This window comes from Streptomyces sp. NPDC050704 (genome assembly GCF_040654355.1).
GTDB lineage: Bacteria > Actinomycetota > Actinomycetes > Streptomycetales > Streptomycetaceae > Streptomyces.
Map to the genome: position 1 here is coordinate 89,616 of NZ_JBFAHW010000007.1, position 22,785 is coordinate 112,400.

22 protein-coding genes are annotated in these 22,785 nt (G+C 71.4%); 12 read left to right on the forward strand and 10 right to left on the reverse strand.

Annotation, left to right across the window (positions count from 1 at the left end):
* Nucleotides 1-33 precede the first annotated feature (33 nt).
* Both AB0I18_RS05655 and AB0I18_RS05660 read right to left on the reverse strand, forming a co-directional pair.
* Nucleotides 34-1,902 (reverse strand): AAA family ATPase, encoded by a 1,869-nt coding sequence (locus AB0I18_RS05655; protein WP_363104145.1) that lies wholly within the window; start codon nt 1,900-1,902, stop codon nt 34-36.
* A 434-nt stretch (nt 1,903-2,336) separates the two neighbouring features.
* A complete protein-coding gene (locus AB0I18_RS05660; protein ID WP_363104146.1) occupies nt 2,337-2,963 on the reverse strand; it encodes a hypothetical protein in 627 nt (208 codons plus the stop codon).
* A gap of 244 nt (nt 2,964-3,207) precedes the next feature.
* Here AB0I18_RS05660 and AB0I18_RS05665 point away from each other — a divergent pair, with 244 nt between their 5' ends.
* From AB0I18_RS05665 to AB0I18_RS05680, 4 genes are all read left to right on the forward strand, one after another.
* Nucleotides 3,208-4,587 (forward strand): peptidase C39 family protein, encoded by a 1,380-nt coding sequence (locus AB0I18_RS05665; protein ID WP_363104082.1) that lies wholly within the window; start codon nt 3,208-3,210, stop codon nt 4,585-4,587.
* 147 nt (nt 4,588-4,734) lie between these two features.
* Entirely contained in the window at nt 4,735-4,881 is a 147-nt protein-coding gene (locus AB0I18_RS05670) for an SCO1431 family membrane protein (protein ID WP_363104083.1), read from the forward strand.
* A gap of 71 nt (nt 4,882-4,952) precedes the next feature.
* Nucleotides 4,953-5,648 carry a TetR/AcrR family transcriptional regulator gene (locus tag AB0I18_RS05675; protein ID WP_363104084.1) on the forward strand — a complete coding sequence of 232 codons (696 nt, stop codon included), beginning with the start codon at nt 4,953-4,955 and terminating at the stop codon, nt 5,646-5,648.
* Between the two features lie 267 nt (nt 5,649-5,915).
* Entirely contained in the window at nt 5,916-7,091 is a 1,176-nt protein-coding gene (locus tag AB0I18_RS05680; RefSeq protein ID WP_363104085.1) for an acyl-CoA dehydrogenase family protein, read from the forward strand.
* Here the strand turns inward: AB0I18_RS05680 and AB0I18_RS05685 are convergent.
* Entirely contained in the window at nt 7,054-7,344 is a 291-nt protein-coding gene (locus tag AB0I18_RS05685) for a hypothetical protein (RefSeq protein ID WP_363104086.1), read from the reverse strand. The genes AB0I18_RS05680 and AB0I18_RS05685 overlap by 38 nt on opposite strands.
* Before the next feature lie 218 nt (nt 7,345-7,562).
* On the opposite strand from AB0I18_RS05685, the gene AB0I18_RS05690 reads away from it, so the two are divergent.
* Nucleotides 7,563-8,687, forward strand: a complete 1,125-nt coding sequence (locus AB0I18_RS05690) for a hypothetical protein (RefSeq protein ID WP_363104087.1) — start codon at nt 7,563-7,565, stop codon at nt 8,685-8,687.
* A gap of 27 nt (nt 8,688-8,714) precedes the next feature.
* The gene (locus AB0I18_RS05695; protein ID WP_363104088.1) at nt 8,715-9,809 is read left to right on the forward strand and encodes a phosphotransferase family protein; all 1,095 of its coding nucleotides are present in this window, start codon (nt 8,715-8,717) and stop codon (nt 9,807-9,809) included.
* A 45-nt stretch (nt 9,810-9,854) separates the two neighbouring features.
* Here AB0I18_RS05695 and AB0I18_RS05700 read toward each other — a convergent pair whose 3' ends face one another.
* On the reverse strand, nt 9,855-10,292 hold the full coding sequence (locus tag AB0I18_RS05700; protein ID WP_363104089.1) for a hypothetical protein: 438 nt from the start codon (nt 10,290-10,292) through the stop codon (nt 9,855-9,857).
* Nucleotides 10,293-10,556: 264 nt separating this feature from the next.
* Between AB0I18_RS05700 and AB0I18_RS05705 the strand changes: the two genes are divergently transcribed.
* The 4 genes from AB0I18_RS05705 (at nt 10,557) to fxsA (ending at nt 14,668) form a co-directional block, all read left to right on the forward strand.
* Entirely contained in the window at nt 10,557-10,997 is a 441-nt protein-coding gene (locus AB0I18_RS05705) for an Lrp/AsnC family transcriptional regulator (protein WP_363104090.1), read from the forward strand.
* A 79-nt stretch (nt 10,998-11,076) separates the two neighbouring features.
* On the forward strand, nt 11,077-12,693 hold the full coding sequence (locus AB0I18_RS05710) for an amidohydrolase (protein ID WP_363104091.1): 1,617 nt from the start codon (nt 11,077-11,079) through the stop codon (nt 12,691-12,693).
* Nucleotides 12,694-13,227: 534 nt separating this feature from the next.
* Nucleotides 13,228-13,995 carry a polyprenol monophosphomannose synthase gene (locus AB0I18_RS05715; protein WP_363104092.1) on the forward strand — a complete coding sequence of 256 codons (768 nt, stop codon included), beginning with the start codon at nt 13,228-13,230 and terminating at the stop codon, nt 13,993-13,995.
* A gap of 91 nt (nt 13,996-14,086) precedes the next feature.
* The gene (fxsA, locus tag AB0I18_RS05720) at nt 14,087-14,668 is read left to right on the forward strand and encodes an FxsA family membrane protein (RefSeq protein ID WP_363104093.1); all 582 of its coding nucleotides are present in this window, start codon (nt 14,087-14,089) and stop codon (nt 14,666-14,668) included.
* 239 nt (nt 14,669-14,907) lie between these two features.
* Here fxsA and AB0I18_RS05725 read toward each other — a convergent pair whose 3' ends face one another.
* The 4 genes from AB0I18_RS05725 to AB0I18_RS05740 all read right to left on the reverse strand — a co-directional run bounded on the left by AB0I18_RS05725 (nt 14,908) and on the right by AB0I18_RS05740 (nt 18,416).
* A complete protein-coding gene (locus AB0I18_RS05725; RefSeq protein WP_003977404.1) occupies nt 14,908-15,282 on the reverse strand; it encodes an RNA polymerase-binding protein RbpA in 375 nt (124 codons plus the stop codon).
* Between the two features lie 254 nt (nt 15,283-15,536).
* The gene (locus AB0I18_RS05730; protein ID WP_363104094.1) at nt 15,537-16,886 is read right to left on the reverse strand and encodes an MFS transporter; all 1,350 of its coding nucleotides are present in this window, start codon (nt 16,884-16,886) and stop codon (nt 15,537-15,539) included.
* Nucleotides 16,887-16,947: 61 nt separating this feature from the next.
* Nucleotides 16,948-17,715, reverse strand: a complete 768-nt coding sequence (locus tag AB0I18_RS05735; RefSeq protein ID WP_363104095.1) for a glycerophosphodiester phosphodiesterase — start codon at nt 17,713-17,715, stop codon at nt 16,948-16,950.
* A complete protein-coding gene (locus AB0I18_RS05740) occupies nt 17,712-18,416 on the reverse strand; it encodes a hypothetical protein (protein WP_363104096.1) in 705 nt (234 codons plus the stop codon). The genes AB0I18_RS05735 and AB0I18_RS05740 overlap by 4 nt, the downstream gene beginning before the upstream one ends.
* 98 nt (nt 18,417-18,514) lie before the next feature.
* On the opposite strand from AB0I18_RS05740, the gene AB0I18_RS05745 reads away from it, so the two are divergent.
* Nucleotides 18,515-20,014: a PLP-dependent aminotransferase family protein gene (locus tag AB0I18_RS05745; protein ID WP_363104097.1), complete on the forward strand. Its 1,500-nt coding sequence runs from the start codon at nt 18,515-18,517 to the stop codon at nt 20,012-20,014.
* Between the two features lie 154 nt (nt 20,015-20,168).
* Here AB0I18_RS05745 and AB0I18_RS05750 read toward each other — a convergent pair whose 3' ends face one another.
* Both AB0I18_RS05750 and AB0I18_RS05755 read right to left on the reverse strand, forming a co-directional pair.
* Entirely contained in the window at nt 20,169-21,815 is a 1,647-nt protein-coding gene (locus tag AB0I18_RS05750) for a hypothetical protein (RefSeq protein WP_363104098.1), read from the reverse strand.
* 37 nt (nt 21,816-21,852) lie between these two features.
* Nucleotides 21,853-22,047 carry a hypothetical protein gene (locus tag AB0I18_RS05755; RefSeq protein WP_217456975.1) on the reverse strand — a complete coding sequence of 65 codons (195 nt, stop codon included), beginning with the start codon at nt 22,045-22,047 and terminating at the stop codon, nt 21,853-21,855.
* A 317-nt stretch (nt 22,048-22,364) separates the two neighbouring features.
* On the opposite strand from AB0I18_RS05755, the gene AB0I18_RS05760 reads away from it, so the two are divergent.
* Nucleotides 22,365-22,757 carry an ankyrin repeat domain-containing protein gene (locus AB0I18_RS05760; RefSeq protein ID WP_363104099.1) on the forward strand — a complete coding sequence of 131 codons (393 nt, stop codon included), beginning with the start codon at nt 22,365-22,367 and terminating at the stop codon, nt 22,755-22,757.
* Nucleotides 22,758-22,785 lie beyond the last annotated feature (28 nt).

The window sequence follows — 22,785 nt, forward strand, 5'->3', positions numbered from 1 at the left end:
CCGGGGCCCGGCACGTCATACGGCTCAGCACCGTCACATCGGCGACGGATCCTGCGGCCCCCGCCCCGACAGCACCTCTCCGTACGCCTGCATCAGATCGGGCAGCCGGAGGGTGGACAGGTCGTCGCGGGTGAGGGTGGCCGCGTAGCCGGACAGCCGCAGATCGCGGTAGGCGCAGCTCTTCTCGTACAGGGTGCGCAGGAAGCGGCCGTTGCCGAGCTCGTCGATCCAGCCCTGGTCGACGACGTGCCCGCTGATGGAGCGCAGCTCGTCGAGCGCCTCCTCGTCCCACACGTCGCCGTTCTCGCCGGCCAGCACCTCGCCGATCGAGGTGAGTTCGAGAGGACGGTACGAGGGGAAGTCGACGCGGGTCGTGAAGCGGGACGAAAGGCCGGGGTTGGCCGCGAGGAGGCGGTCCATGCCCTCCGGGTAGCCCGCGAGGATCACCACGAGGTGGTCGCGGTTGTCCTCGGCGCGCTTCAGGAGCACCTGAAGGGCCTCGTCGCCGTACGCGTCGCCCTTGCCGTAGCCTGAGTTGGAGAGCGAGTAGGCCTCGTCGACGAAGAGGACCCCGCCGATCGCGGAGTCGATCAGCTCGTTGGCCTTCACGGCGGTCTGGCCGAGGTACTCGCCCACCAGGTCCGCCCGTTGGGCCTCGACGAGGTGGTCGCCGCCGAGCAGGCCGAGCGCGTAGAAGACCCGGCCGAGGATGCGGGCCACGGTGGTCTTGCCGGTGCCGGAGGGCCCGGAGAACACGAAGTGGCGCTTCGGCGGCTGGACCGGCAGGCCCTGCCCGGCGCGCAGCCGTGCCATGTTCAACTGGGCCGACAGCGCCTTCACTTGGCGCTTCACGGGTTCGAGGCCGACCATGCCCTCCAGCTCGGCGAGCGCCTCGTCGAGCAGGGCGGGGTCGGTGGGCCCGGTCGGCAGATGCGGCGGCCGTACCGGCACGATGGCCTTCTCGCGGACCCGGTCGGCCTCGGACGGCAGACCGCCCGGCGGCGGCAGGTCGGGCTCCGACAGCTTGAGGTCCCGGCCCTCGGTGCCGAACAGCGGGTCGATGCCGTCGGGGCCGTCCATCATGTCCTGGCCGACGCCGGTGAGGGTGATCGCCGCGAGGTCGGCCGTGTCGTCGTACCCGTCGCCCTCGGAGATCGCGGCGAGCCGGGCGGAGGTGTCCATGAAGGCCGGATCGACCCGGTGCACCGCCCGGTAGAGCGGAAGGGCCGCCGCCGAGCGTCCGGTGCCCTCGTGCGCCCGCGCCAGCCAGTAGCGCAGCTCCTTGCGCTGCGGCTGCTCGCTGCGGCAGCGCATCAGGGCGGACGACAGGAGCGGCTCGGCCTGCCCGTACATCTCCAGGCGCACCCGCGCCATACCGCCGAAGAGGCCGGCCTCGATGCCCAGCATCGGATCGTCGATCAGCGGGTCCGTGTGCCGGACCAACTGCTCCCAGTCCTTGACGAGATAGGCCCGGCAGGCGTGCAGGAAGCGCACCTGCGGATCGGTGTCCACCGGCGGCAGGCCCGCCAACGCCCGGTCCAGCTCCGGGACATGACGTCCGTCGAGCCAGTGCGAGGCGTGCGCGAGCAGCAGATCGCGCGGCGATTCGAGCACCGGCTGCACCCACCAGCCCAGCCAGTACCAGGAGTTGAGCGTGCGCCGATGGCGGGTGCGCTGTTCCCCGAAGCGCTCCCGGTGCCGGAACATCCGCAGTAGCGCGGTCGTCGTCTCGATGCGCAGCGCGTGCAGCCCCAGCCAGCCGTCGGCCATCCCCGGATCCATCCGGACCGCGGCGCGGAACTCCTCCTCCGCCTGTGGATAGGCCCCCATCGTGTACGCGTCCACACCTCGCAGCCAGGCGAGGTCGGCCGGGGCCTCGGGGCCCTGCGTGCCGAAGTCCATCACGTCCCCCACAAACCGTGCCCCCGTTGATCGCCGGGCGGGCCGGTGCCCGTCGGCAGTCTTCGTCGAACCGCTGTGCCGCGGACGGGAGTTGCGTTCGGTGCGGAGAGCAGCCGTCCGAAGGTCGTACCGAGAGGCATCGTACCTGCGGGGCAGTGCCGGGCCGAAGGGTGCGTCACGTCGGGTTCTTCGAGGTGGGAGCAGATGGGGCGCACTCCGCTCGGTGACCGAGGGTGAGCGAATCACGCCTCGGAGCGTCCGGAAAACGGTTGAGGGCAGAACGAAGCCCCCGATCACGGGGGAACAACCGGGGGCTTCGCGTCTGCGGGGCGGCCTCGAACGGCCGCACATTCAGAACGTAAGTCCTGTACGGCCCCTCGGTCAAGCCGAGTTGGGGCACTCAGGCAACTTCTCGGACAGGGGTCTTCACAAGTTCAGCACACAGGCGCTGGGCCGTCACGGTGTGTGATGGCGGGGCTTGCCGCTGAGGTCGCAGCAGGCCCCGGAAGCACCTCGTATCCCTCTGAACACTGTCGCACCAGAAGATCCGCGAAAGATCGTGAAGGGTCCTCGGTGAAGTGCCGGCGCTCGGCGCGGACCCACCCTTCCCAGAACTCGCTCTGTGCCGAACCGTCCCGCCGCTGCCCACGTGCCCAGGCGTCCTCAACAGGCACATCCATCCACAGCAGCCGCACCAGTCGCGGCCGCAGCACCCGGCGTCCGGCGCCGACCCCCTCGACGAGGATCACGGGCGCGGGCGGCAGGGCACGGGCCGGTCCGAAGTCGCGGCCATGCCAGTCGTATGGCCGGTAATGAGCGGTCTCCCCGCGGCTCAGCGGCTCGACGACCTCCCGCAGCAGCCGCCCGGTCCAGGCGAAGAGCTCCTCGTGCGTGGCGATGTCGTCCAAGTGCAGCACGGGTGCGCCGCCCAGCGCCTCGGCCAGCCGTCCGGCGAACGTGGTCTTTCCGGACCCCGCGTGCCCGTCTACGCCGACGAGCCGCACGGGGCCGCAGGAGGGCGGCAGCCGGTGCAGGCGGGAGGCGAGGGCGTGGAGGTGGATGAGGAATCCCCGGGTGTGGTGCGATGCGTACCTGGTCCGGGGACCACTTTACTGAGGAGCCCAGCTGCGCCAGGGGCGCCGCGTGCCTGGTCGTGCCACCGCTCCTGACCGATATTGCCGCCCGCCGCGAAGCCCGAGATGCTGGCAGAAGCCGTGGTCGGGATCCATAGTTGGCGCACACCCGAACCGGCGCACACCCACGCGTTGGACTCGCCCGTTCCGGACACCTGGGGGCCACCCACCCATGACCAGAGCTGAACAGCCGTCCCGCAGATCCCTGCTGGCCGTGGCGGTGACCGCGGCCGCGGCGGGCGCCTCGAGTCCGGCGGCCACCGCCGACTCGGCGGCCCGCCCCGCGAAAGCCCCGATGACAGCCCCGTCGAAAGCTGCTTCCGGCCTCATGGACAACCGTGCCTGGACCTCGTACGCCGACTGGAGCGGCGGTACCGCGGAGGGCACCCGGGCCGTCGCGGGGGACCGCCCGGGCCTGGTGCTCGGGACCCCTGAGGGCCGTACCGACTACCGGGACCCGCACACCGGCAGGACCGCCACCTGGGAGTACGCGCGCTGGACCTCGCCCGTCCACCGCCTCGCCGTCCCCTCGACGGAGGTCATCGCCTCCTGGAACGCGCGGACTCCGGCGGGCACCTGGCTCCAGGTCGACCTGAAGGGCACCTACTCCGACGGCACGAGCACGCCCTGGTACGTGATGGGCCGCTGGGCCGCCGGTGACCAGGACATCAGGCGGACCTCGGTGGACGACCAGGGCGACGGGAAGAGCGGCGTCCGGACGGACACCTTCTCGATCGGCGACCCGGCCTCGGGCCTGCGCCTGGTGTCGTACCGGCTGCGGCTGACGCTGTACCGCAAGCCCGGGGCCGAGGTCACGCCGACCGTGTGGCGGCTCGGCGCGCTGGGCTCGGACGTCCCGGACCGCTTCACCGTGCCGGCCTCGACGCCCGGGCTCGCGCGGGAGCTGACGGTGCCGCGCTACTCGCAGGAGATCCATGCGGGCCAGTACCCCGAGTACGACAACGGTGGCGAGGCCTGGTGCAGCCCCACCTCCTCCCAGATGATCATCGAGTACTGGGGGCGGCGGCCCACGGCCGAGGACCTGGCGTGGGTCGATCCGGAATACGCGGATCCGCAGGTGTGTCATGCCGCCCGGCACACCTTCGACCACCAGTACGCGGGCTGCGGCAACTGGCCGTTCAACGCCGCCTACGCCGCGACGTACAAGGACCTCCAGGGCGTGGTGACGCGGCTCGGTTCGCTCGCCGACCTGGAAACGCTGATCGCGGCCGGTGTTCCGGTCATCACGTCCCAGTCGTTCCTCAAGGGGGAGCTGACCGGGGCGGGCTACGGCACGGCGGGGCATCTGATGACGGTCATCGGCTTCACCGCCGACGGCGACGTGATCGCCAACGACCCGGCCTCGCCCAGCAACAGCGCGGTGCGGCGGGTGTACCGGCGGCGCGAGTTTGAGAACATCTGGCTCCGTACCAAGAGGTACAACGCCGCCGGGAAGGTCGTCTCCGGTACCGGCGGGGTCTGCTACCTCTACTTCCCGGCGCACCCCACGGCCCGCCGGCGGGAGGCGCTGGCCGCGGTGGGCATTCGCTGAGCGTGGTGAAGGGCGGTCCCGCCGGATCTCCGGGGCCGCCCTTCACGCGTGACGAAGCTCTCCCCCGCAAAAGCCCGATCCGGTGGCAAGGTGGACAGACCGGTGGGGGGAGTCCACCGCACGCAAGACGAACGTGAGCGAGCCGCCATGACCACGACCACCGCCACCGCCGGACGTGTCCGGGCCCGCACCGGAGGCCCCAAGGACGACGGCCCGAAGATCGTCGAGCACATCGCGGGCTGGACCTTCGTGATGGTGCTCGCGATGCTCGTGACACAGCTCGGCCTGGTCTGACCCAGCAGGCCGCCAGTGCTGCTCTGCCATACTGCGGATGTCCCGCCCGCAGTTGGAGACCAGGTCAGGAATTGAGCAACAGTCAGCAGCGCGGCCTCGACCGCCCGGGGGCGCGCGGTACCGACCGTTCCTTAGCGCGCCGTGCCGAACTCATCGCCATCGGACGGAAGTTGTTCGCCGACACGTCCTACGACGCCCTGTCGATGGACGACATCGCGAAGCAGGCGCACGTCGCCAAGGGACTGATCTACTACTACTTCAGATCCAAGCGCGGCTACTACCTGGCGATCGTCGAGGACTCGGTGGCCGATCTGATCTCCCGGGCCGCCGGCGGTCTCGAACTGCCCCCCGAGGAACGGGTGCACCGCACCATCGACGGCTATCTGCGCTACGCCGAGCACAACCAGGCCGCGTACCGCACCATCATCAGCGGCGGCGTCGGCTTCGACGCCGAGGTGCAGGCCATCCGGGAGAACGTGCGGGAGACCATCGTCGAGACCATCGCCGAAGGGGCGTACGGACAACGGAAGATCGCGCCGCTGCCCCGCACGGCGCTGCTCGGCTGGCTGTGCAGCGTCGAGGGCGCCACCCTCGACTGGATCGACCACCACGGCCTCTCGCACGACCTCATGCGCGAGCTGCTGGTGAAGATGCTCGGCGGCACGTTGTGGGCCGTCGAGGAACTCGACGCCTCCTACCCGGCCCCGCGGCCTGCCCGCCGCGTCGAGCGGCCCGCCGGAGGGTCAGGGGACCTTGAGGTTCGGTGATTGCGCCGGCCTGGCGAAGGTGGGGCGCTCCACGTCACTGTCCGCTGAACGCCGCGCGCAGTGAGTAGCCGGGACTTTCTTGAAGTAAGCGGTCGTTAACTGGTGACTCGATGCCTCCGATCGGGCATACTCACAGCGCACAGCCGCTGATCAGCGGCTTCCGTGACCCGGAAGCGCGAGCATCGGCAGTGTCCAGTGAGACCAGGCGGGGCAGCCCCACCCAGGTGTGCGTTCGCCGATGTGCCCGACAGGGAGGAGAGCGTCGCCATGCCCGACCGCGCCCCGCAGCCGGTGGACCGGCAACTGCCCACGGACGAGGCCCGGGATCTGATCTCGCTCGTCCGCGACATCGCGCAGCGCGAGATCGTCCCGAAGGCGGCCGAGGAGGAGGACGCCGGGCACTTCCCCCGCGAAGTCTTCGCCCTGCTCTCGGAGTCGGGGCTGCTCGGTCTTCCGTACGACTCCGAGTACGGCGGGGGAGACCAGCCGTACGAGATCTACCTCCAGGTCCTCGAAGAACTCGCCGCGGCCCGCCTCACCGTCGGTCTCGGCGTCAGCGTGCACTCGCTGTCCTGTCACGCCCTGGCCAACTACGGCACCAAGGAACAGCAGGTCGAGCACCTGCCGGCGATGCTCGGCGGCGGCCTGCTCGGCGCCTACTGCCTCTCCGAGCCGGCATCCGGATCCGATGCCGCCAGCCTGCGTACGAAGGCGGTCCGGGACGGCGACGGCGGCTGGGTGATCACGGGGACCAAGGCGTGGATCACACACGGCGGAGTCGCCGACTTCTACACCGTGCTGGCGCGCACCGGCGGCGAGGGCGCGCGCGGCATCTCGGCGTTCCTGGTGCCCGGCGACGCCGAGGGGCTGAGCGCCGCGCTGCCGGAGAAGAAGATGGGCATGAAGGGCTCGCCCACCGCGCAGGTCCACTTCGACGGGGTGCGGATCTCCGACGACCGGCGCATCGGCGAGGAGGGCCAGGGTTTCGCGATCGCCCTGTCCGCGCTCGACTCCGGGCGGCTCGGCATCGCGGCCTGCGCGATCGGCGTGGCCCAGGCGGCGCTCGACGAGGCGGTCGCGTACGCCACCGGGCGCGAGCAGTTCGGCCGGCGGATCGCCGACTTCCAGGGCCTGCGCTTCATGCTCGCGGACATGGCGACGCAGATCGAGGCGGGCCGGGCGCTCTACCTCGCCGCGGCGCGGCTGCGGGACGCGGGGCGGCCGTTCGCCAAGCAGGCGGCCATGGCGAAACTGCTGTGCACCGACGCGGCGATGAAGGTCACCACGGACGCGGTCCAGGTGCTCGGCGGGTACGGCTACACCGCGGACTTCCCCGTCGAGCGCCTCATGCGCGAGGCCAAGGTGCTGCAGATCGTCGAGGGCACCAACCAGATCCAGCGGATGGTCATCGCCCGTCATCTCGCGGGTCCCGAAACCCGTTGAACTGCCCGTACCCGTACAGGGCCGAGGGCGCCGCGAGCCGGACCCACTCCGGGTCGTGGCGGCCCGGCAGGGTCCGGCCCCGGTCGGCCCACGTACGGACCATGGCGCGGTAGATGGGGGGATCCAGGGGCTGCTGAGCTCCGTGGGACCCTTGCGTCCACTGGGTCTCCTGTGACACCTGGGAAACCGATTCTGCGGACGCGGGAAGAAGGATCCGGTGGCGTCGGCCCGTCTCTGCATAGGTGGGGGTCATACCGGGGCCAACGCGTCCGCACGCGGACAGGTCACCGGGTCGGCGAATCGCCCGTGAGTTCGCGACGGGCCCGTACGGGGGGCGCCTCAGGCGCCGGCCGAGGTGTCCAGGACCCTGGCCTCGGCACCCCTTCTGACGTACCGTCAACTCCGCCGCCGGGGGCCGCACCCCTCCGGGCGACGTCAACTGCCGTGCGCCGCTCGCCCGGGAGGCAGCCCGTGCCCGACGACCGCCCTGTAGCACTCGACGAGTACCCCGTGCACCAGGTCCCCCTCTCGATGAAGCATGTGGCGACGGGGGACCGGAACGCGTACGACCGGTGCATCTTCCACGTCTTCGACCACCAGGGGCGGGCGTTGCTCATCCTGGGGCTCGGGGTGTACCCGAACGTCGGCGTGATCGACGCGTTCGCGACTGTGCGCCTGGGTGACACCCTGCACGCCGTACGGGCCTCGGACGCGCTGGACGACGACACCCGGATGAAGATGAACGTCGGCCCGCTCCGGATCCTCGTCGAGCGGCCGCTGAAGGACTTCGTCCTGGTGTGCGCGGCCGACCCCGACGACCCGGACGGACTCTCGTACGAGATCAACTGGGCGGCGGATTTCCCGGCGCTGTGGGAGCCGCATCACCTCCAACGCCGGGGCGCCCGCCTCACGTTGGAGGGCAGGCGCTTCGTCCAGGCGGGCCGGTGCGAGGGCTGGATCCGGGTCGCGGGGCAGGAGATACGGTTGTCCGCCGACGAGTGGACCGGCACCCGCGACCGCAGCTGGGGCACGCGCCCCCTGCCCGGCGAGGAGGGCGGCCGCCTTGCCGAGGAGCACCCGACCGAGGGCTTCCACTGGCTCTGGTGCCCCGTCCGCTTCGAGGACCGCTTCCTGATGGTCGTCACCCAGGAGGACGCCGACGGGTACCGGACCCTGAACGACGCGACGCTCGTCCGCGACGGGGAACGCGATCGCCAACTCGGCTGGCCCCAGGCCGAGATCACCTACCGCAGCGGCACTCGCCACCCGGAGCGAGCGGTCGTCCGTCTCGGCGATCTCCGCAAGCCGCTGGAACTCGGCGTCGAGATCCTCGCCTCCTCACCCCTCGCCGTCGGTGCCGGCTACCCGCCTGCCGACGACTGGCAGCACGGCACCTGGCGCGGCCGCGGCTGGACCGACCGCCGTACGTACGACCTGTCCGCCCCGGCCGCACACCCCCTCGCCGCCTACGGGGTGACCGACCACGCGGCACGCTTCACCCTCGACGGGCAGGTGGGGCACGGGATCTTCGAGCACGGTTCGTTCGGGCGGCACGACCCGAGCGGGTTCAGCGGCTTCGACTCCGTCGCGCCTTGAGGCAGCGGCGGGAGGAAGGGAGTGGGGATGGCGACGGCGCCCCGTCCGCGTACCACCACGCGTGACCCGGAGGAAGTCGCGCGGCGGCTGACCGCCTGGCTCGGCGCACGCCTGCCCGGCGCCGAAGCGGTCGACGTGCGCGTCCCCGAGTCCAACGGGCTGTCCAGCGAGACGCTGCTCTTCGGCATCGAACACCCCGAACCCCCGGTCCGCGCCTGCGCGTTGAGGCTCGCGGCGGACCCGGCGGCGTACACCGTCTTCCCGGTCTACGATCTGCCGCGCCAGTTCCGCACCATGCGCCTGGTGGCGGACCGTTCGGACCTTCCGGTGCCGCGCGTGCTGTGGCTGGAGGAGGATCCGGGACCGCTCGGGGCGCCCTTCTTCGTCATGGAACGCGTCGAAGGGCGTGTACCGCCGGACGTCATGCCCTACACGTACGAGGGGAACTGGCTGCACGCGGCGAGCGAGGCCGAGCGGGAGCGGCTGGAAGCCGCCTCGGTCGGACTGCTCGCCAGACTGCACGACCAAGTCCCGGTGCGTGAGGCGGGGTTCCTGACCGCGCCGGGCGACGGCAGTCCGCTGCGGCGTCATGTCGACGCCCAACACACCTACTACGAATGGGTGATTGACGGACTGTCACGCTCACCCCTCATCGAGGACGCCTTCGACCGCCTCGACGAGCTCTGGCCCCGCGACGAGGGCGAGACGGTGCTCAGCTGGGGCGACGCACGCATCGGGAACGTCATCTACGACGGCTTCGAACCCGCCGCCGTACTCGACTGGGAGATGGCGGCCCTGGCCCCGCGTGAGGTCGACCTCGGCTGGATGATCTACCTGCACCGCTTCTTCCAGGACCTCACGCTGAGCTTCGGCCAGCGCGGACTGCCCGGTTTCCTGCGCCGCGACCGCGTGGAGCGACGCTATGCCGAACTCACCGGCCACACGCCGCGGGACATGGACTTCCACATCCTGTACGCGGCTCTGCGGCACGCCGTCGTCATGCTGCGCGTCGCCTACCGGCAGGTGCACTTCGGTGAAACCGTCGTCCCGGCGGACCCGGACACGCTGATCCTGCACCACGACAGTCTGCGAGCCATGGTGCAGGGCGGTTACAGGGATTGAAGACCGCTCAGCGGGGACCGGGCTGAGTACGCGCCGCGTACCCGCTCAGGCGGCCTGGCCGCGCATCACCGGCACCTGCATGGGGCGCGAGCCGGGGCCACCGACGTGCGAGAAGGGCTGGGTCCGCCAGTCGAGCCCCTGAGGGAGCGTCAACAGCAGGGCGGTGTCCTGCTCCTGGGCCTCCAACGTCTCGTCGGCGGGCCGGGCCCCGGCCGCCGCGCGACCCGTACCGGCACAGACCGTGAGCCCGAACGGGTTCCACCGCGTCGCGCACAGCGCGTGCTCCGGCAGGACCTCCTCGTCGGCCAGCAGGGCGATGGGCTGTGTGCAGTCCGGGCAGATCACCCGGTACATCTCGAAGGTGTCGTACGCGTCGAACTCCTCGCCGTCCAGGGCGTCCGGTTCGACACCCTCCGGCTCGGGCTCGACAACAGGCTGCTGCCGCTTGGGTGCGGTGCGACCAGGGCGCTTCAGACTCTGCATGGGCTACTCCCCCTCAGGTGGGCCGACCAGGCGCTGCGGCCTCGACCACAGCAAGCACTTCCCGCCCCGTCTCGGCGGTAATCACGAGCGCATCACGGAACCGACCGGCGCCATGTGGCGTTCGTCACATGCCGCCCGCAGGTGCCCGAGCCGAGGGATTTGCCCCCGCGCGTCTCGCCGGGTCCTCCCGGCCACATCACAACCGGGTATGACCTGCGCCGCTGAGGTATCCGAGGGGATCAAGGGACCTGTAGGTTCTCCGCCATGGAGGAGCTGGACCGCCACATCGTGCAGCTGCTCGTCGAAGACGGGCGGATGAGTTACACCGATCTGGGCAAGGCCACGGGCCTGTCCACGTCGGCCGTGCACCAGCGGGTGCGCCGGCTGGAGCAGCGCGGCGTCATCCGCGGTTATGCCGCGGTCGTCGACGCGGAGGCCGTGGGGCTGCCCCTGACGGCCTTCATCTCGGTGAAACCGTTCGACCCCAGCGCCCCGGACGACATCGCGGAACGCCTGGCCGGCGTCCCGGAGATCGAGGCGTGCCACAGCGTGGCGGGGGACGAGAACTACATCCTCAAGGTCCGTGTCTCGACCCCGCACGAGCTGGAGGAACTCCTCGCGCGCCTGCGTTCGCTGGCGGGGGTCTCCACGCGGACGACAGTGGTCCTTTCGACGCCGTACGAGGCACGGCCGCCGAAGATCTGAGCCCGGCTTCCGCGCGGCCGAGCCGCGTGTTCCGGCCCCGCGCACGGGACCGGCGCGGCGGGGAGCGAGACTGTTCCCCATGAGTGAGAGCACCGCCACCCCCCGAACCGTGCTGCTGCGCGGCGGGGAAGTCCACAGCCCCGCCGACCCGTTCGCCACCGCGATGGTGGTGGAACGCGGGCAGGTCGCCTGGGTCGGCTCCGAAGGCGCGGCCGACGCGTTCGCGGAAGGCGTCGACGAGGTGGTGGATCTCGACGGGGCGCTGGTCACCCCGGCCTTCACCGACGCGCACGTGCACACCACGGCCACCGGCCTCGCCCTGACCGGCCTCGACCTCTCCGACGCCCGCACCCTCGGCGAGGCGCTGGCTCTCGTACGGGACTTCGCGGCCGCCCGTCCCGCCGACCGGGTACTGCTCGGCCACGGCTGGGACGCGTCCCGCTGGCCCGAACAGCGGCCGCCGCGACGGGACGAACTCGACGAGGCCACCGGCGGCCGCCCGCTCTACCTCAGCCGGATCGACGTCCATTCGGCCGTCGCCACCACGGCCCTGCTTGACCTGGCGCCCGGCGTACGCGAGGCGGCCGGCTTCCAGGACCGCGCTCCGCTCACCCGCGACGCCCACCACGCCGTACGCGCCGCCGCCTTCGCGGCCGTCACCCCCGAGCAGCGCACCGAGGCGCAACGCGCCGCCCTGAGGCACGCCGCCTCGCTCGGTATCGGGTCCGTCCACGAGTGCGCCGGTCCGGAGATCTCCTCCGAGGACGACTTCACCGGGCTCCTGCGGCTCGCGGCCGAGGAGGCTGGGCCCCGCGTCCTCGGCTACTGGGCCGAGCAGGATGTCCACAAGGCCCGCGAGCTGGGAGCGATCGGCGCCGCCGGCGACCTCTTCGTGGACGGCGCCCTCGGCTCGCACACGGCCTGTCTGCACGAGCCGTACGCCGACGCGGACCACGCCGGCACCGCCTACCTGGACGCCGAGGCCGTCGCCGCCCACGTGGTGGCCTGTACCGAGGCGGGCCTCCAGGCGGGCTTCCACGCCATCGGGGACGCCGCGGTGACCTCTGTGGTCGACGGAGTGCGCGCCGCCGCGGAGAAGGTCGGCCTGGCCCGCGTACGGGCCGCCCGGCACCGCGTCGAGCACGCCGAGATGCTCACCCCCGAGACGATCGCCGGTTTCGCCGAACTCGGCCTCACCGCGTCCGTCCAGCCCGCCTTCGACGCGCTGTGGGGCGGCGAGGACGGCATGTACGTCCAGCGCCTGGGCGGCGAACGGGCCCGTACGCTCAACCCCTTCGCCACCCTGCTGCGCACCGGCGTGCCGCTCGCCTTCGGCTCCGACAGCCCCGTCACCCCGCTGGACCCGTGGGGCACCGTCCGGGCCGCGGCCTTCCACCGGACACCCGAACACCGGATCTCCGTGCGCGCCGCGTTCACGGCGCACACGCGGGGCGGCTGGCGGGCGGTCGGACGCGACGACGCCGGTGTCCTGGTCCCGGGCGCACCCGCGGACTACGCCCTGTGGCGAACCGAGGAGCTCGTCGTGCAGGCCCCGGACGACCGGGTCGCCCGCTGGTCCACGGACCCCCGCTCCGGAACCCCCGGACTGCCCGACCTGACGCCCGGGTCGCCGCTCCCCGTCTGCCTGAGCACCGTGGTGGGCGGTCGGACCGTATTCGTACGGCCGGACGAGTGATGTCCCGGGGTGGCGCGGCGCCGATCACCGCCCGCCGCCCTGTCGCGCGACCTGCGTGTCCTCCCCGCTGACCAGGCGTTTGAGGGAAAGTTCGCAGGTCAAACGGCTGTTGACAGCGAGCGGCAGGTGGCCGGTAGGTTCGGCCGGGTCCACCACCGGACGTCCGGCCGGTGAACTTCCGCGCAGTCGCCGCAGCGCAGTTGGGTCAGGGGTGGTGTGCCGCACCGGCGCACCACAACTGGGAGCCAGGCCCAGCGCCCGCGCCACGGGGCGAGGGAACGTTCCGGCCGGATGGTGTGACCCGGGTGGGGCCCGGACGTCCAGTAGACAACGGCTTTCGGTCGACCCGCAGCCAGCGGGTCCCAGGTCGGCCCGAAGGGCGCCGGGCCCCGATCCGCAGTGATTCCCCCCTTCTTGGGGTTCTTGGGGCCGGTACGTTCCCCATCACCAGGGGCCCGAAGTGGGCGCCTCACCAGCGTGAAGAGCGGCGCTCGCTATGGTGGAGCCCCTGCACGGAAGTCTTAAGGGGAAGCTGTGAACGACGGCGGTGGGCGACAGTTCGGTCCGCTCGGCACGAGCCTGGTGATCATTCCGACCTACAACGAGGCGGAGAACATCAAGGCGATCGTCGGCCGGGTACGGGCCGCCGTGCCCGCGGCACACGTGCTGATCGCCGACGACAACAGTCCCGACGGCACGGGCAAGTTCGCCGACGAGCTGACCATCGAGGACGACCACGTCCACGTACTGCACCGCAAGGGCAAGGAGGGCCTCGGCGCCGCCTACCTCGCGGGCTTCCACTGGGGTCTGGAGCACGGGTACGGCGTCCTCGTCGAGATGGACGCCGACGGCTCGCACCAGCCCGAGGAGCTGCCCCGGCTGCTCACCGCGCTCAAGGGCGCCGACCTGGTCCTCGGCTCCCGGTGGATGCCGGGCGGGCGGGTGGTGAACTGGCCCAAGTCCCGGGAGTTCATCTCGCGCGGCGGCAGCCTGTACTCGCGCGTCCTGCTCGACGTGCCGATCCGCGACGTCACCGGTGGCTACCGGGCCTTCCGCCGCGAGACCATCGAAGGCCTCGGCCTGGACGAGGTCGCCTCGCAGGGCTACTGCTTCCAGGTCGACCTGGCACGGCGGGCTGTCAAGGCCGGCTATCACGTGGTCGAGGTGCCCATCACGTTCGTCGAGCGCGAGCTGGGGGACTCCAAGATGAGCCGCGACATCCTGGTGGAGGCCCTGTGGCGGGTGACCACGTGGGGTGTGGGGGAGCGGGCAGGCCGCATCCTGGGACGCAAACAGCCCTGACTCCGGCCCGGTCCAGGCCGGTTGCTGGTCCACGGCAGCCGCTGATCACCTGCTTATCCCGTACTGAGCCGCGCCCAGGCACACTGGACGTATGACGACAGGCGCTCCGACTCCGACGTACCCCGCCCGGCCGCGGCGCTCGCGGCTGCTCAGGTTCCTGCCGCTCGGTATCGCCGCGTGGCTGGTGCTGGAGATCTGGCTGCTGACCGTGGTGGGGGCCGCGGCGAGCGGCTTCACCGTGTTCCTGCTGCTGGTCGCCGGGTTCGTCCTCGGCTCCGTGGTCATCAAGCGGGCCGGACGCCGCGCCTTCCGCGTTCTGAGCGAGACGCTGCAACAGCAGCAGAGCGGGGTGCTGCCGCAGAGCGAGCGTGGCGCCGAGGGCAACGGCCTGCTGATGCTGGGCGGCCTCCTGCTGATGCTCCCGGGCCTGATCTCGGACGCGTTCGGCCTGCTCCTGCTCGTGCCGCCGATCCAGAAGGCCCTCAGCCGGTACGGAGAGCGCACTCTCGAACGCAAGATCCGCGAGGCCACACCGGGCACCCTCGGTGACGCCTTCCAGCAGGCCCGCATGCACCGCCCCGACGGCAAGGTCGTCCCGGGCGAGGTCATCCGCGACGACGCCCCCCAGAGCCGCCAGGAGGACACGGGCCCCCGCCCGCCCCTGACCGGCTGAGACCGATGAGCCAGTTAACCCGCGCCTCGCAAGCCGCGCCCCGAAAGGCGCGCCCCTAAGGGGCGCGGGGAACTGCGCGCCCAGCCACGACGAACCCGCACTCAAAATCCACTCGTACACGCACGTGACCCGGCTCAAAGAGAATGCGCACACCCCAATGACCGCGGGCACCGTACCCAAAAGGTACGGCGCCCGCGGTCATTGGCGTTGCGCTGTATGCCGCCCAACCCCCGGAGGGGCTACGCGGACTTGCGGCTGTCCCGCGGATGTACCGCGATGTTCATGGCTCCGGAGCGAAGCACGGCCAAACGCTCTTCGAGGACCTCTTCGAGCTCCTCCCGCGTACGCCGCTCCATCAGCATGTCCCAATGCGTACGCGCGGGCTTGGCCTTCTTCTCTTCAGGGCCGTCGCCGTCCACCAGGAGTGCCTGGGCCCCGCAGACCTTGCACTCCCACTCCGGCGGGATCTCCGCCTCCACCGAGAAGGGCATCTCAAAACGATGTCCCTTCTCGCATGCGTACTCCACGGCCTGGCGGGGAGCCAGGTCGATGCCGCGGTCCGTCTCGTAGCTGGTCACCACGAGGCGCGTGCCGCGAAGAGCTCGCTCACTCATGAATCGTGCCTCCCGGGCTTGTCGCCCACAGGACAGGTGTCGCTGTCGTCGTCATCAGGTCAACGTCCGGTCGGCGGTAAAGATTCCCGTTCCGGGTCATGCGTCGCCGTCGTAGCCGCCCTTGTTGTACCCACCCACGCCCGGTTTGTCACATCTGAGAGCAGATGTCACCCACCGTTTCGGCATCTTTGACGCGCAGTAACGGTACGCCTGGCAGGCCAAACGCGTACACTACCGGCCTTTGGCCCCGGGCGCTAAATCCTGTCCGGAAGAGGGTTGCCCGCGTCGCGCACCGCCTGCCGCACCGGAACCCGTGCGAGCAGCAGAAATCCCAGTACGAAGAAGACCACGAGCGAGATGATCGCGTCCCGATAACTTCCGGTCAGCTGGTATGTCAGGCCGAACAGAAGCGGGCCCAGCCAGCTCATGCCGCGGTCGCTCATCTCGTACGCCGAGAAGTACTCGGCCTCCTTGCCCGGCGGCACCAGATGCGAGAACAAGGACCGGGACAGCGCCTGGCTGCCGCCGAGGACGAGCCCGATGCCGGCGGCGAGCACGAAGAACCAGACGGGAGCGCCCGCGGGCAGGAAGTAACCGGCGCCCAGCGTGAGAGTCCAGGCGATCAGGGAACCGAGGATGGTCCGCTTGGCGCCGTAGATCCTGGCCAGCCGGCCCATCCCCAGGGCCCCAGCCACCGCGAGCAGCTGGACCAGCAGCACGGCGACGATCAGGGTCGACTGGCTGAGGCCCAGTTCCTCGGAGCCGTAGACGGAGGCCTGGGAGATGACCGTCTGGATGCCGTCGTTGTAGACGAGGTAGGCCAGCAGGAAGGAGAGCGTCAGGGGCTGGCGGCGCATGTCCCGCACGGTGGCGGCCAGCTGTCGCCAGCCGTGCACGGACGTCCCCGAAGGGGACGTCGTACGGCGGTCGCGCAGCCGCTTGAGCGGTACGAGCGTGAAGGCGCCCCACCAGACGCCCGCCGAGGCCAGGCAGATGCGGACCGCCGTGGCCTCCGACACGCCGAAGCTGTCATGCGCCGTGTAGAGGATCATGTTCGCCACCAGGACCAGCGCGCCGGCCGCGTAGCCGAAGGCCCAGCCCTTCGACGAGACGGCGTCGCGCTCCTCGGGCGGGGCGATCTGCGGCAGGTAGGAGTTGTAGAGCACCATCGAGACGGCCACTGAGGCGTTCGCCACAATCAGCAGGAAGCCGCCCAGCAGATAGCGGTCGCCGGCCAGGAAGAACATGCCGGTGGTGGCCGCGGCGCCGGTGTAGGCGGCGGCCGCGAGCAGTGGCTTCTTGCGGCCGGTGCGGTCGGCCGCCGCGCCCACCAGGGGCATCACGAGGACCGACAGGATCACGGACGCGGACACGGAGTACGCGAAGAAGGAACCGGCGCGGATCGGGATTCCGAGCGGGTGGACGAATCCGTCCGCGTCCGCCGCCGACTTGGCGACCGAGGTCAGATAGGGACCGAGGAACACGGTGAGCACGCTCGTCGAGTAGACGGAGCAGGCCCAGTCGTAGACGTACCAGCCGCGTTGTTCGTACCGCCGCTCGGCGGCGTCCTCGGCCGACCGTTCCCGCACGGTGTCGGTGCCCACCCGTGCCCTCGCTTCCCCGTAGCAGTCCCCGTACGCGGACGCCGCGCGGTGCGCCGGGCCGTCAGACCCAGGTGCCGCGGTCCTTCAGGACCCCGCGCAGCGTCTCGATGTGATCGGTCATGATGCCATCGACGCCCAGGTCGAGAAGCCGGTGCATCGCCTCGGGGTCGTTGACCGTCCACACGTGGACGTGCAGCCCGCGCGCGTGGGCGGCGCGCACGAAGCGGTGGTCGACCACCGGGACGCCCGACTGGGCTTCGGGCACCTGGGCGCAGACCGCCGAGCGGCGCAGTGCGGCGGGGATGCCCCAGGAGCGCAGCCGCAGCCCCAGTACGCCCCGGGTGCCGTAGGACGTGGCCAGACGGGGGCCGGCCAGTTGCTGGGCGCGGGCGACGCGCGCCTCGGAGAAGGAGCCGACGCAGATCCGGTCCCAGGCCTCGGTACGGCGGATCAGGTCGAGCAGGGGGTGGAGGGCGGGCTCCGCCTTCACGTCGACGTTCCAGCGGACGGTCGGGAACGTCTCGAGGAGTTCCTCGAAGAGGGGGACCGGTTCGGCGCCCGCCACGCGCGCGTGGCGTACGTCGTCCCAGGGGAGGTCCGCTATCCGGCCCACCCCGTCGGTCACCCGGTCCAGGGTCGCGTCGTGGAAGGCGACGAGTTTTCCGTCCACCGTTGCGTGTACATCGGTCTCGATGTACCGATAGCCCGCCTCGACCGCGCGCCGGAACTGGGCCACGGTGTTCTCCAGGCCGTCCGCGGCCCCGCCCCGGTGGGCGAAGGCGATCGGGCCGGGGTGGTCGAGGTAGGGGTGGCGTGTACGGCTGGTCACCCGCGCAGTATGGCCTGCTCGGTTGGCCCCGCGGCAACGACCGTGCTGCCGCTCGATGATGAGGAGGGGGCGGCAGGGACGGAGGGGACGGCGAAGAGGCGCAGGAACAGCTGGGCCAGCGGCCCGATGGCCAGCGCGTACAGGACCGTGCCCACGCCGACCGTGCCGCCGAGGGCGAAGCCGGTCGCCACGACGGCCAGTTCGATGGCCGTGCGTACCAGGCGGATCGAGCGGCCGGTGCGCCGGTGCAGACCGGTCATGAGGCCGTCGCGCGGGCCGGGACCGAAGGTGGCCGCGATGTAGAGGCCGGTCGCCGCGCCGTTGAGGAGGATGCCCGCCACCAGCAGGGGGATGCGGACGGCGAGGGTGTGCGTGTCGGGGATCAGGGCGAGGGTGCCGTCCATCGCGAGGCCGACCACGAAGACGTTGGAGACCGTGCCCAGGCCCGGACGCTGGCGCAGCGGGATCCACAGGAGCAGGACAGCCGCGCCCACGATGATCGACACCACGCCGATGGTCAGACCGGTCAGCTCGGCCAGGCCCTGGTCCAGGACGCTCCAGGGCGCCAGGCCCAGGTCCGCCTCCACGAGGAGGGCCACACTCGCGCCGTACAGCGCCAGGCCTGCGTACAGCTGAAGCAGTCTTCGGGTGAGGTGACCCGATGGCGACGGCGGTGACGGCGACGATGGCGGCGTGGACAAGGTGGCCCCCTGTGGTGGTAGTGGCCTTACCCGTGTCACTCTGTGGCTTGAGGAGAAACCTCTTCCATGGCCAATTCGGTGAAGGTGGACTGGAAATCATGGCGCAGTGGACTTCGGCGATAGGGGCCGCTCAGCTCGCCCGGCTGCTCACCTCCCAGCAGGAGCGACCGGCGGGGCCCGGCACACGCCGCCCGCCCGCCTATCGCGCCCTGGCCGACGGCATCCGGCTGCTCGTCCTCGAAGGGCGCGTCGCCGTCGCCGCGCGGCTGCCCGCCGAGCGCGAGCTGGCGCTCGCCCTCTCCGTCAGCCGCACCACCGTGGCGGCCGCCTACGAAGCGCTGCGCGCGGAAGGGTTCCTCGAGTCCCGCAGGGGAGCCGGCAGCTGGACCTCCGTACCGGCCGGGAACCCGCTTCCCGCGCGCGGCCTCGAACCGCTGCCGCCCGAGGCCCTCGGCTCGGTGATCGACCTCGGTACCGCGGCACTGCCCGCGCCCGAGCCCTGGCTCACCCGCGCCGTCCAGGGCGCGTTGGAGGAGCTGCCGCCGTACGCCCACACGCACGGCGACTATCCGGCGGGGCTGCCCGCGCTGCGCGAGATGCTCGCCGAGCGGTACACCGCGCGCGGTATCCCGACCATGCCCGAGCAGATCATGGTGACCACGGGCGCCATGGGCGCCATGGACGCCATCTGCCACCTCTTCGCCGGGCGCGGTGAGCGCATCGCCGTCGAGTCCCCGTCGTACGCCAACATCCTTCAGCTGATGCGCGAGGCCGGGGCCCGGCTGGTGCCCGTCGCCATGGCCGAGGGGCTCGCGGGCTGGGACATGGACCGCTGGCGGCAGGTGCTGCGCGACGCGGCGCCCCGGCTCGCGTACGTCGTCGCGGACTTCCACAACCCGACCGGCGCGCTGGCCGACGAGGACCAGCGGCGGCGGCTCGTCGACGCGGCACGGTCCGCCGGCACCGTGCTGGTGGTGGACGAGACCATGAGCGAGCTGCATCTGGACGAGGGGCTGGAACTGCCGCGCCCCGTCTGCGGGTTCGATCCGGCTGGGTCCACGGTCATCACGGTCGGCTCGGCCAGCAAGGCGTTCTGGGCGGGCATGCGGATCGGCTGGGTACGGGCCGCGCCCGACATCATCCGGAGCCTGGTCTCCGCGCGCGCGTACGCCGACCTCGGCACCCCCGTCGTGGAGCAGCTCGCCGTGAACTGGCTGCTCAGCACCGGGGGCTGGGAGCGGGCCGTGGACGTGCGGCGGAACCAGGCCAGGGAGAACCGCGACGCGCTGGTGACGGCCGTACGCCGGGAACTGCCGGACTGGGAGTTCGACGTGCCGCACGGCGGGCTCACCCTGTGGGTGCGTACGGGAGGTCTGTCCGGTTCCCGCGTCGCCGAGGCGGGCGAGCGGGTGGGCGTTCGCGTGCCGTCCGGGCCCCGCTTCGGGGTGGACGGAGCCTTCGAGGGCTATGTGCGGCTGCCGTTCACCGTCGGTGGCGCGGTGGCAGACGAGGCCGCGGCGCGCCTGGCCGCGGCGGCCCGGCTGGTGGAGACGGGGGCGAGCGGAGGGACGGAGTCGCCGCGCACGTTCGTCGCGTGAGGCGCCTGCCTGTCCATCGCGTAAGGCCCGCGCCTGCTCGTCGGGACGGCCTGCGCCCGTTCGCCGCGTGAGACCCGCTCCTGTTCGTCGTGTGGCGAGCAGCAGCGGGCCCCGCGTGAACCGACCCCGATGTTCGTCTGGTGCTGTCCCGTGCTCAGCCGTCCGCGGTGACGCCGATGGGACCGTCCGCGGTGGCCCGGACAGAGTTGTCCGGGGTGGCGCCGGCCGGGTCGTCCGCGGCGACGCCCACGGGCTCCTCCGTCGTGACTCCCACGGGCTCCGAGTCCGCCGGAGTCGTGCGTTCCGGCAGGAGGCCCAGGACCGCCTGACGGTGGTTCTCGCTCGTCGCCTCGTCGTACGGGTCCGGGGTCGCCGGGACCTGGAGGCGGTGGACCGGGCCCGCGCCCAGGCGGGCGTAGCCGCGGCCGGGAGGCATGCCGGGTGCCGGTGTCGTGTGCGGGGGAGCTCCGAGCACGGCCTCCAGCTGGTCCGCCGACGCCGGGCCGAGGACGGCACGCGCGCGCGTGTGCTGCCGTACCGCGTCGGTGAGGGACTCCATGCCGTCGAACTGCTCGGCCACCACCACCGTCACATGGGCCGCGCGGCCGTGGCGCAGCGGCACCTGGAGGAGAGCCTGCGGATCGTCGCGACCGTCGGCCGCCGCGAGGTGGCCGAGCACGGTCGGGCGGTCGAGGAGGAGCCAGAGGGGGCGCTTGGTGTCTTCCGGCGGGGCGTGGCCCGCCTGCCGGGCCCGGTTCGCGGAGATGAGGCGGCGCTCCGTCTCGTGCGCCGCCCACTCCAGACTGGCCAGCGCGCCGGTCAGACCGCACTCGACGGCCAGGACACCGTCGCGGCCCGTGAGACACGCGTACTCGCCCGTGCCCGCGCCCTCGACGATCAGCACGTCGCCGTGCTGGAGCGCCTGCAGCGCGATCGAGCGCAGCAGAGTGGTGGTGCCGCTGCCGGGCCCGCCGATCGCGAGCAGGTGCGGCTCGGTCGAACGCACGCCGGTGCGCCAGACGACCGGCGGGACGTCGCGCCGTTCCTCACCGAAGGCGAGCGGGAGCGTGCGCTGGACGCCGGCCGGGTCGGTGAAGCCGAGGACGGTCTCGCCCGGAGCCGTGACGAAGCGCTGGGCGGCGACATCGGTGGGAAGCGGCGGCAGGACCGTGACGGTGAGCTGGTTGCCCTCCTCGTCCCACTCGAAGCGGTACTCGCGCCCGCGGCCCGACTTCGCGTGCAGCAACTGCTCGATACGGGCCCGGGAGTCGGCCTCCCCGTCCGGGAAGTACGCGGGGTAGCGGACCGACAGATACGAGACGCGGCCGGTGTCGTCGAACTCGTACGACGCGAAGGCCTGCGCCCAGTCCCCGCCGTGCGCGTAGAGGGGCGCCGGGTCCTCGGGGACCGAGAAGTAGGGGACGAGCGCCTCGTAGAGCGACTTCAGACGCTTGGCCTGCGCCTCGTCGGGGCCCTCCGGCCGGGGCGGGGTGCGGTCCCGGCCCTGCCACGCGGCCGCCGCCATCAGGGCGATGACGGCGAGCAGCGGCCCGTACGGGACGAGGGCCACGGCCAGCACGACGGAGGCGATCAGGAAGAGCAGTGGCCCGCGCCGGTCCTTGGGGGTCTCCACCCACTTGCGCCGCCCGGCGGACGCCAGCACCCGCAGTCCACGAGTGATCGTGATCAGCGGGTGGAGGACGTCGGTGGCGCCGTCGGCGGCCGTCCGGGCCAGGTCCCGGCCGCGGGCGATCTGCGCGCTGCCGGTGCTCAGAATGCGGGGGAGAGGGCGCGGGGCCACTGCTGTCTCCTGAAGGTGCGTGCGGACGGTCTCGGAGTCAGAACTTGATCCCGCTGAGCATCCCGGCGAGGCTCGCGCCGCCGGCCGTGATGCTCGGGGCGATGGCCGTGCCCGCGAGGTAGAACCCGAAGAGCGCGCAGACCAGCGCGTGCGAGGCCTTGAGGCCGTCCTTGCGGAAGAAGAGGAAGACGATGATGCCGAGCAGGACTACGCCCGAGATGGAAAGGATCATGAGGATTCTCCTGGTCGATGGGGACAGTCACCATGAGTACTTCCAGGCTCACAGCATGTATCCATACGATAAAAGGTGCAACTGAGTGAAATTCCTCTTATTTCATCTCAATGGCCCTGCCGTGTTCGGTCGATCGGGCAGTCGCGCGACGGTTTGCCGGGTTCGTGGTGATCTTTGCCTCGGCTGGGACCGGTCATGTGCCCGCGAAGCCAGTACGCTGGCGAATCACTCGTACGGCCGCACCGCGCGCGGTCGTACGCCCCCGAGTCCCTTAGTCGTCACAGTGAGAGGCGGAACAGTGAGAGGCGGACCGGACGATGAGTGAAGCCCCCGACCCCGAGGTCGTGGAGCTGGCGACCAAGATCTTCGATCTGGCCCGGCAGGGTCAGGCCGAGGCGCTCGTGGCCTACGTCGACGCGGGCGTTCCGGCCAACCTCACCAATGACCGCGGCGACTCACTCCTGATGCTCGCCGCCTACCACGGCCACGCCGACGCCGTACGCGCCCTCCTGGAGCGCGGCGCCGAGGCCGACCGCATCAACGACCGAGGCCAGACTCCGCTCGCCGGAGCCGTCTTCAAGGGGGAGGACGCGGTCATCCGGGCCCTCCTCGACGCGGGTGCGGACCCCTCCTCGGGCACGCCCTCCGCCGTCGACACCGCCCGTATGTTCGGCAAGATCGAACTGCTCGAGCTGTTCGGCGCGCACTGAACACACCGCCCTGACCAGGCGGAACAAC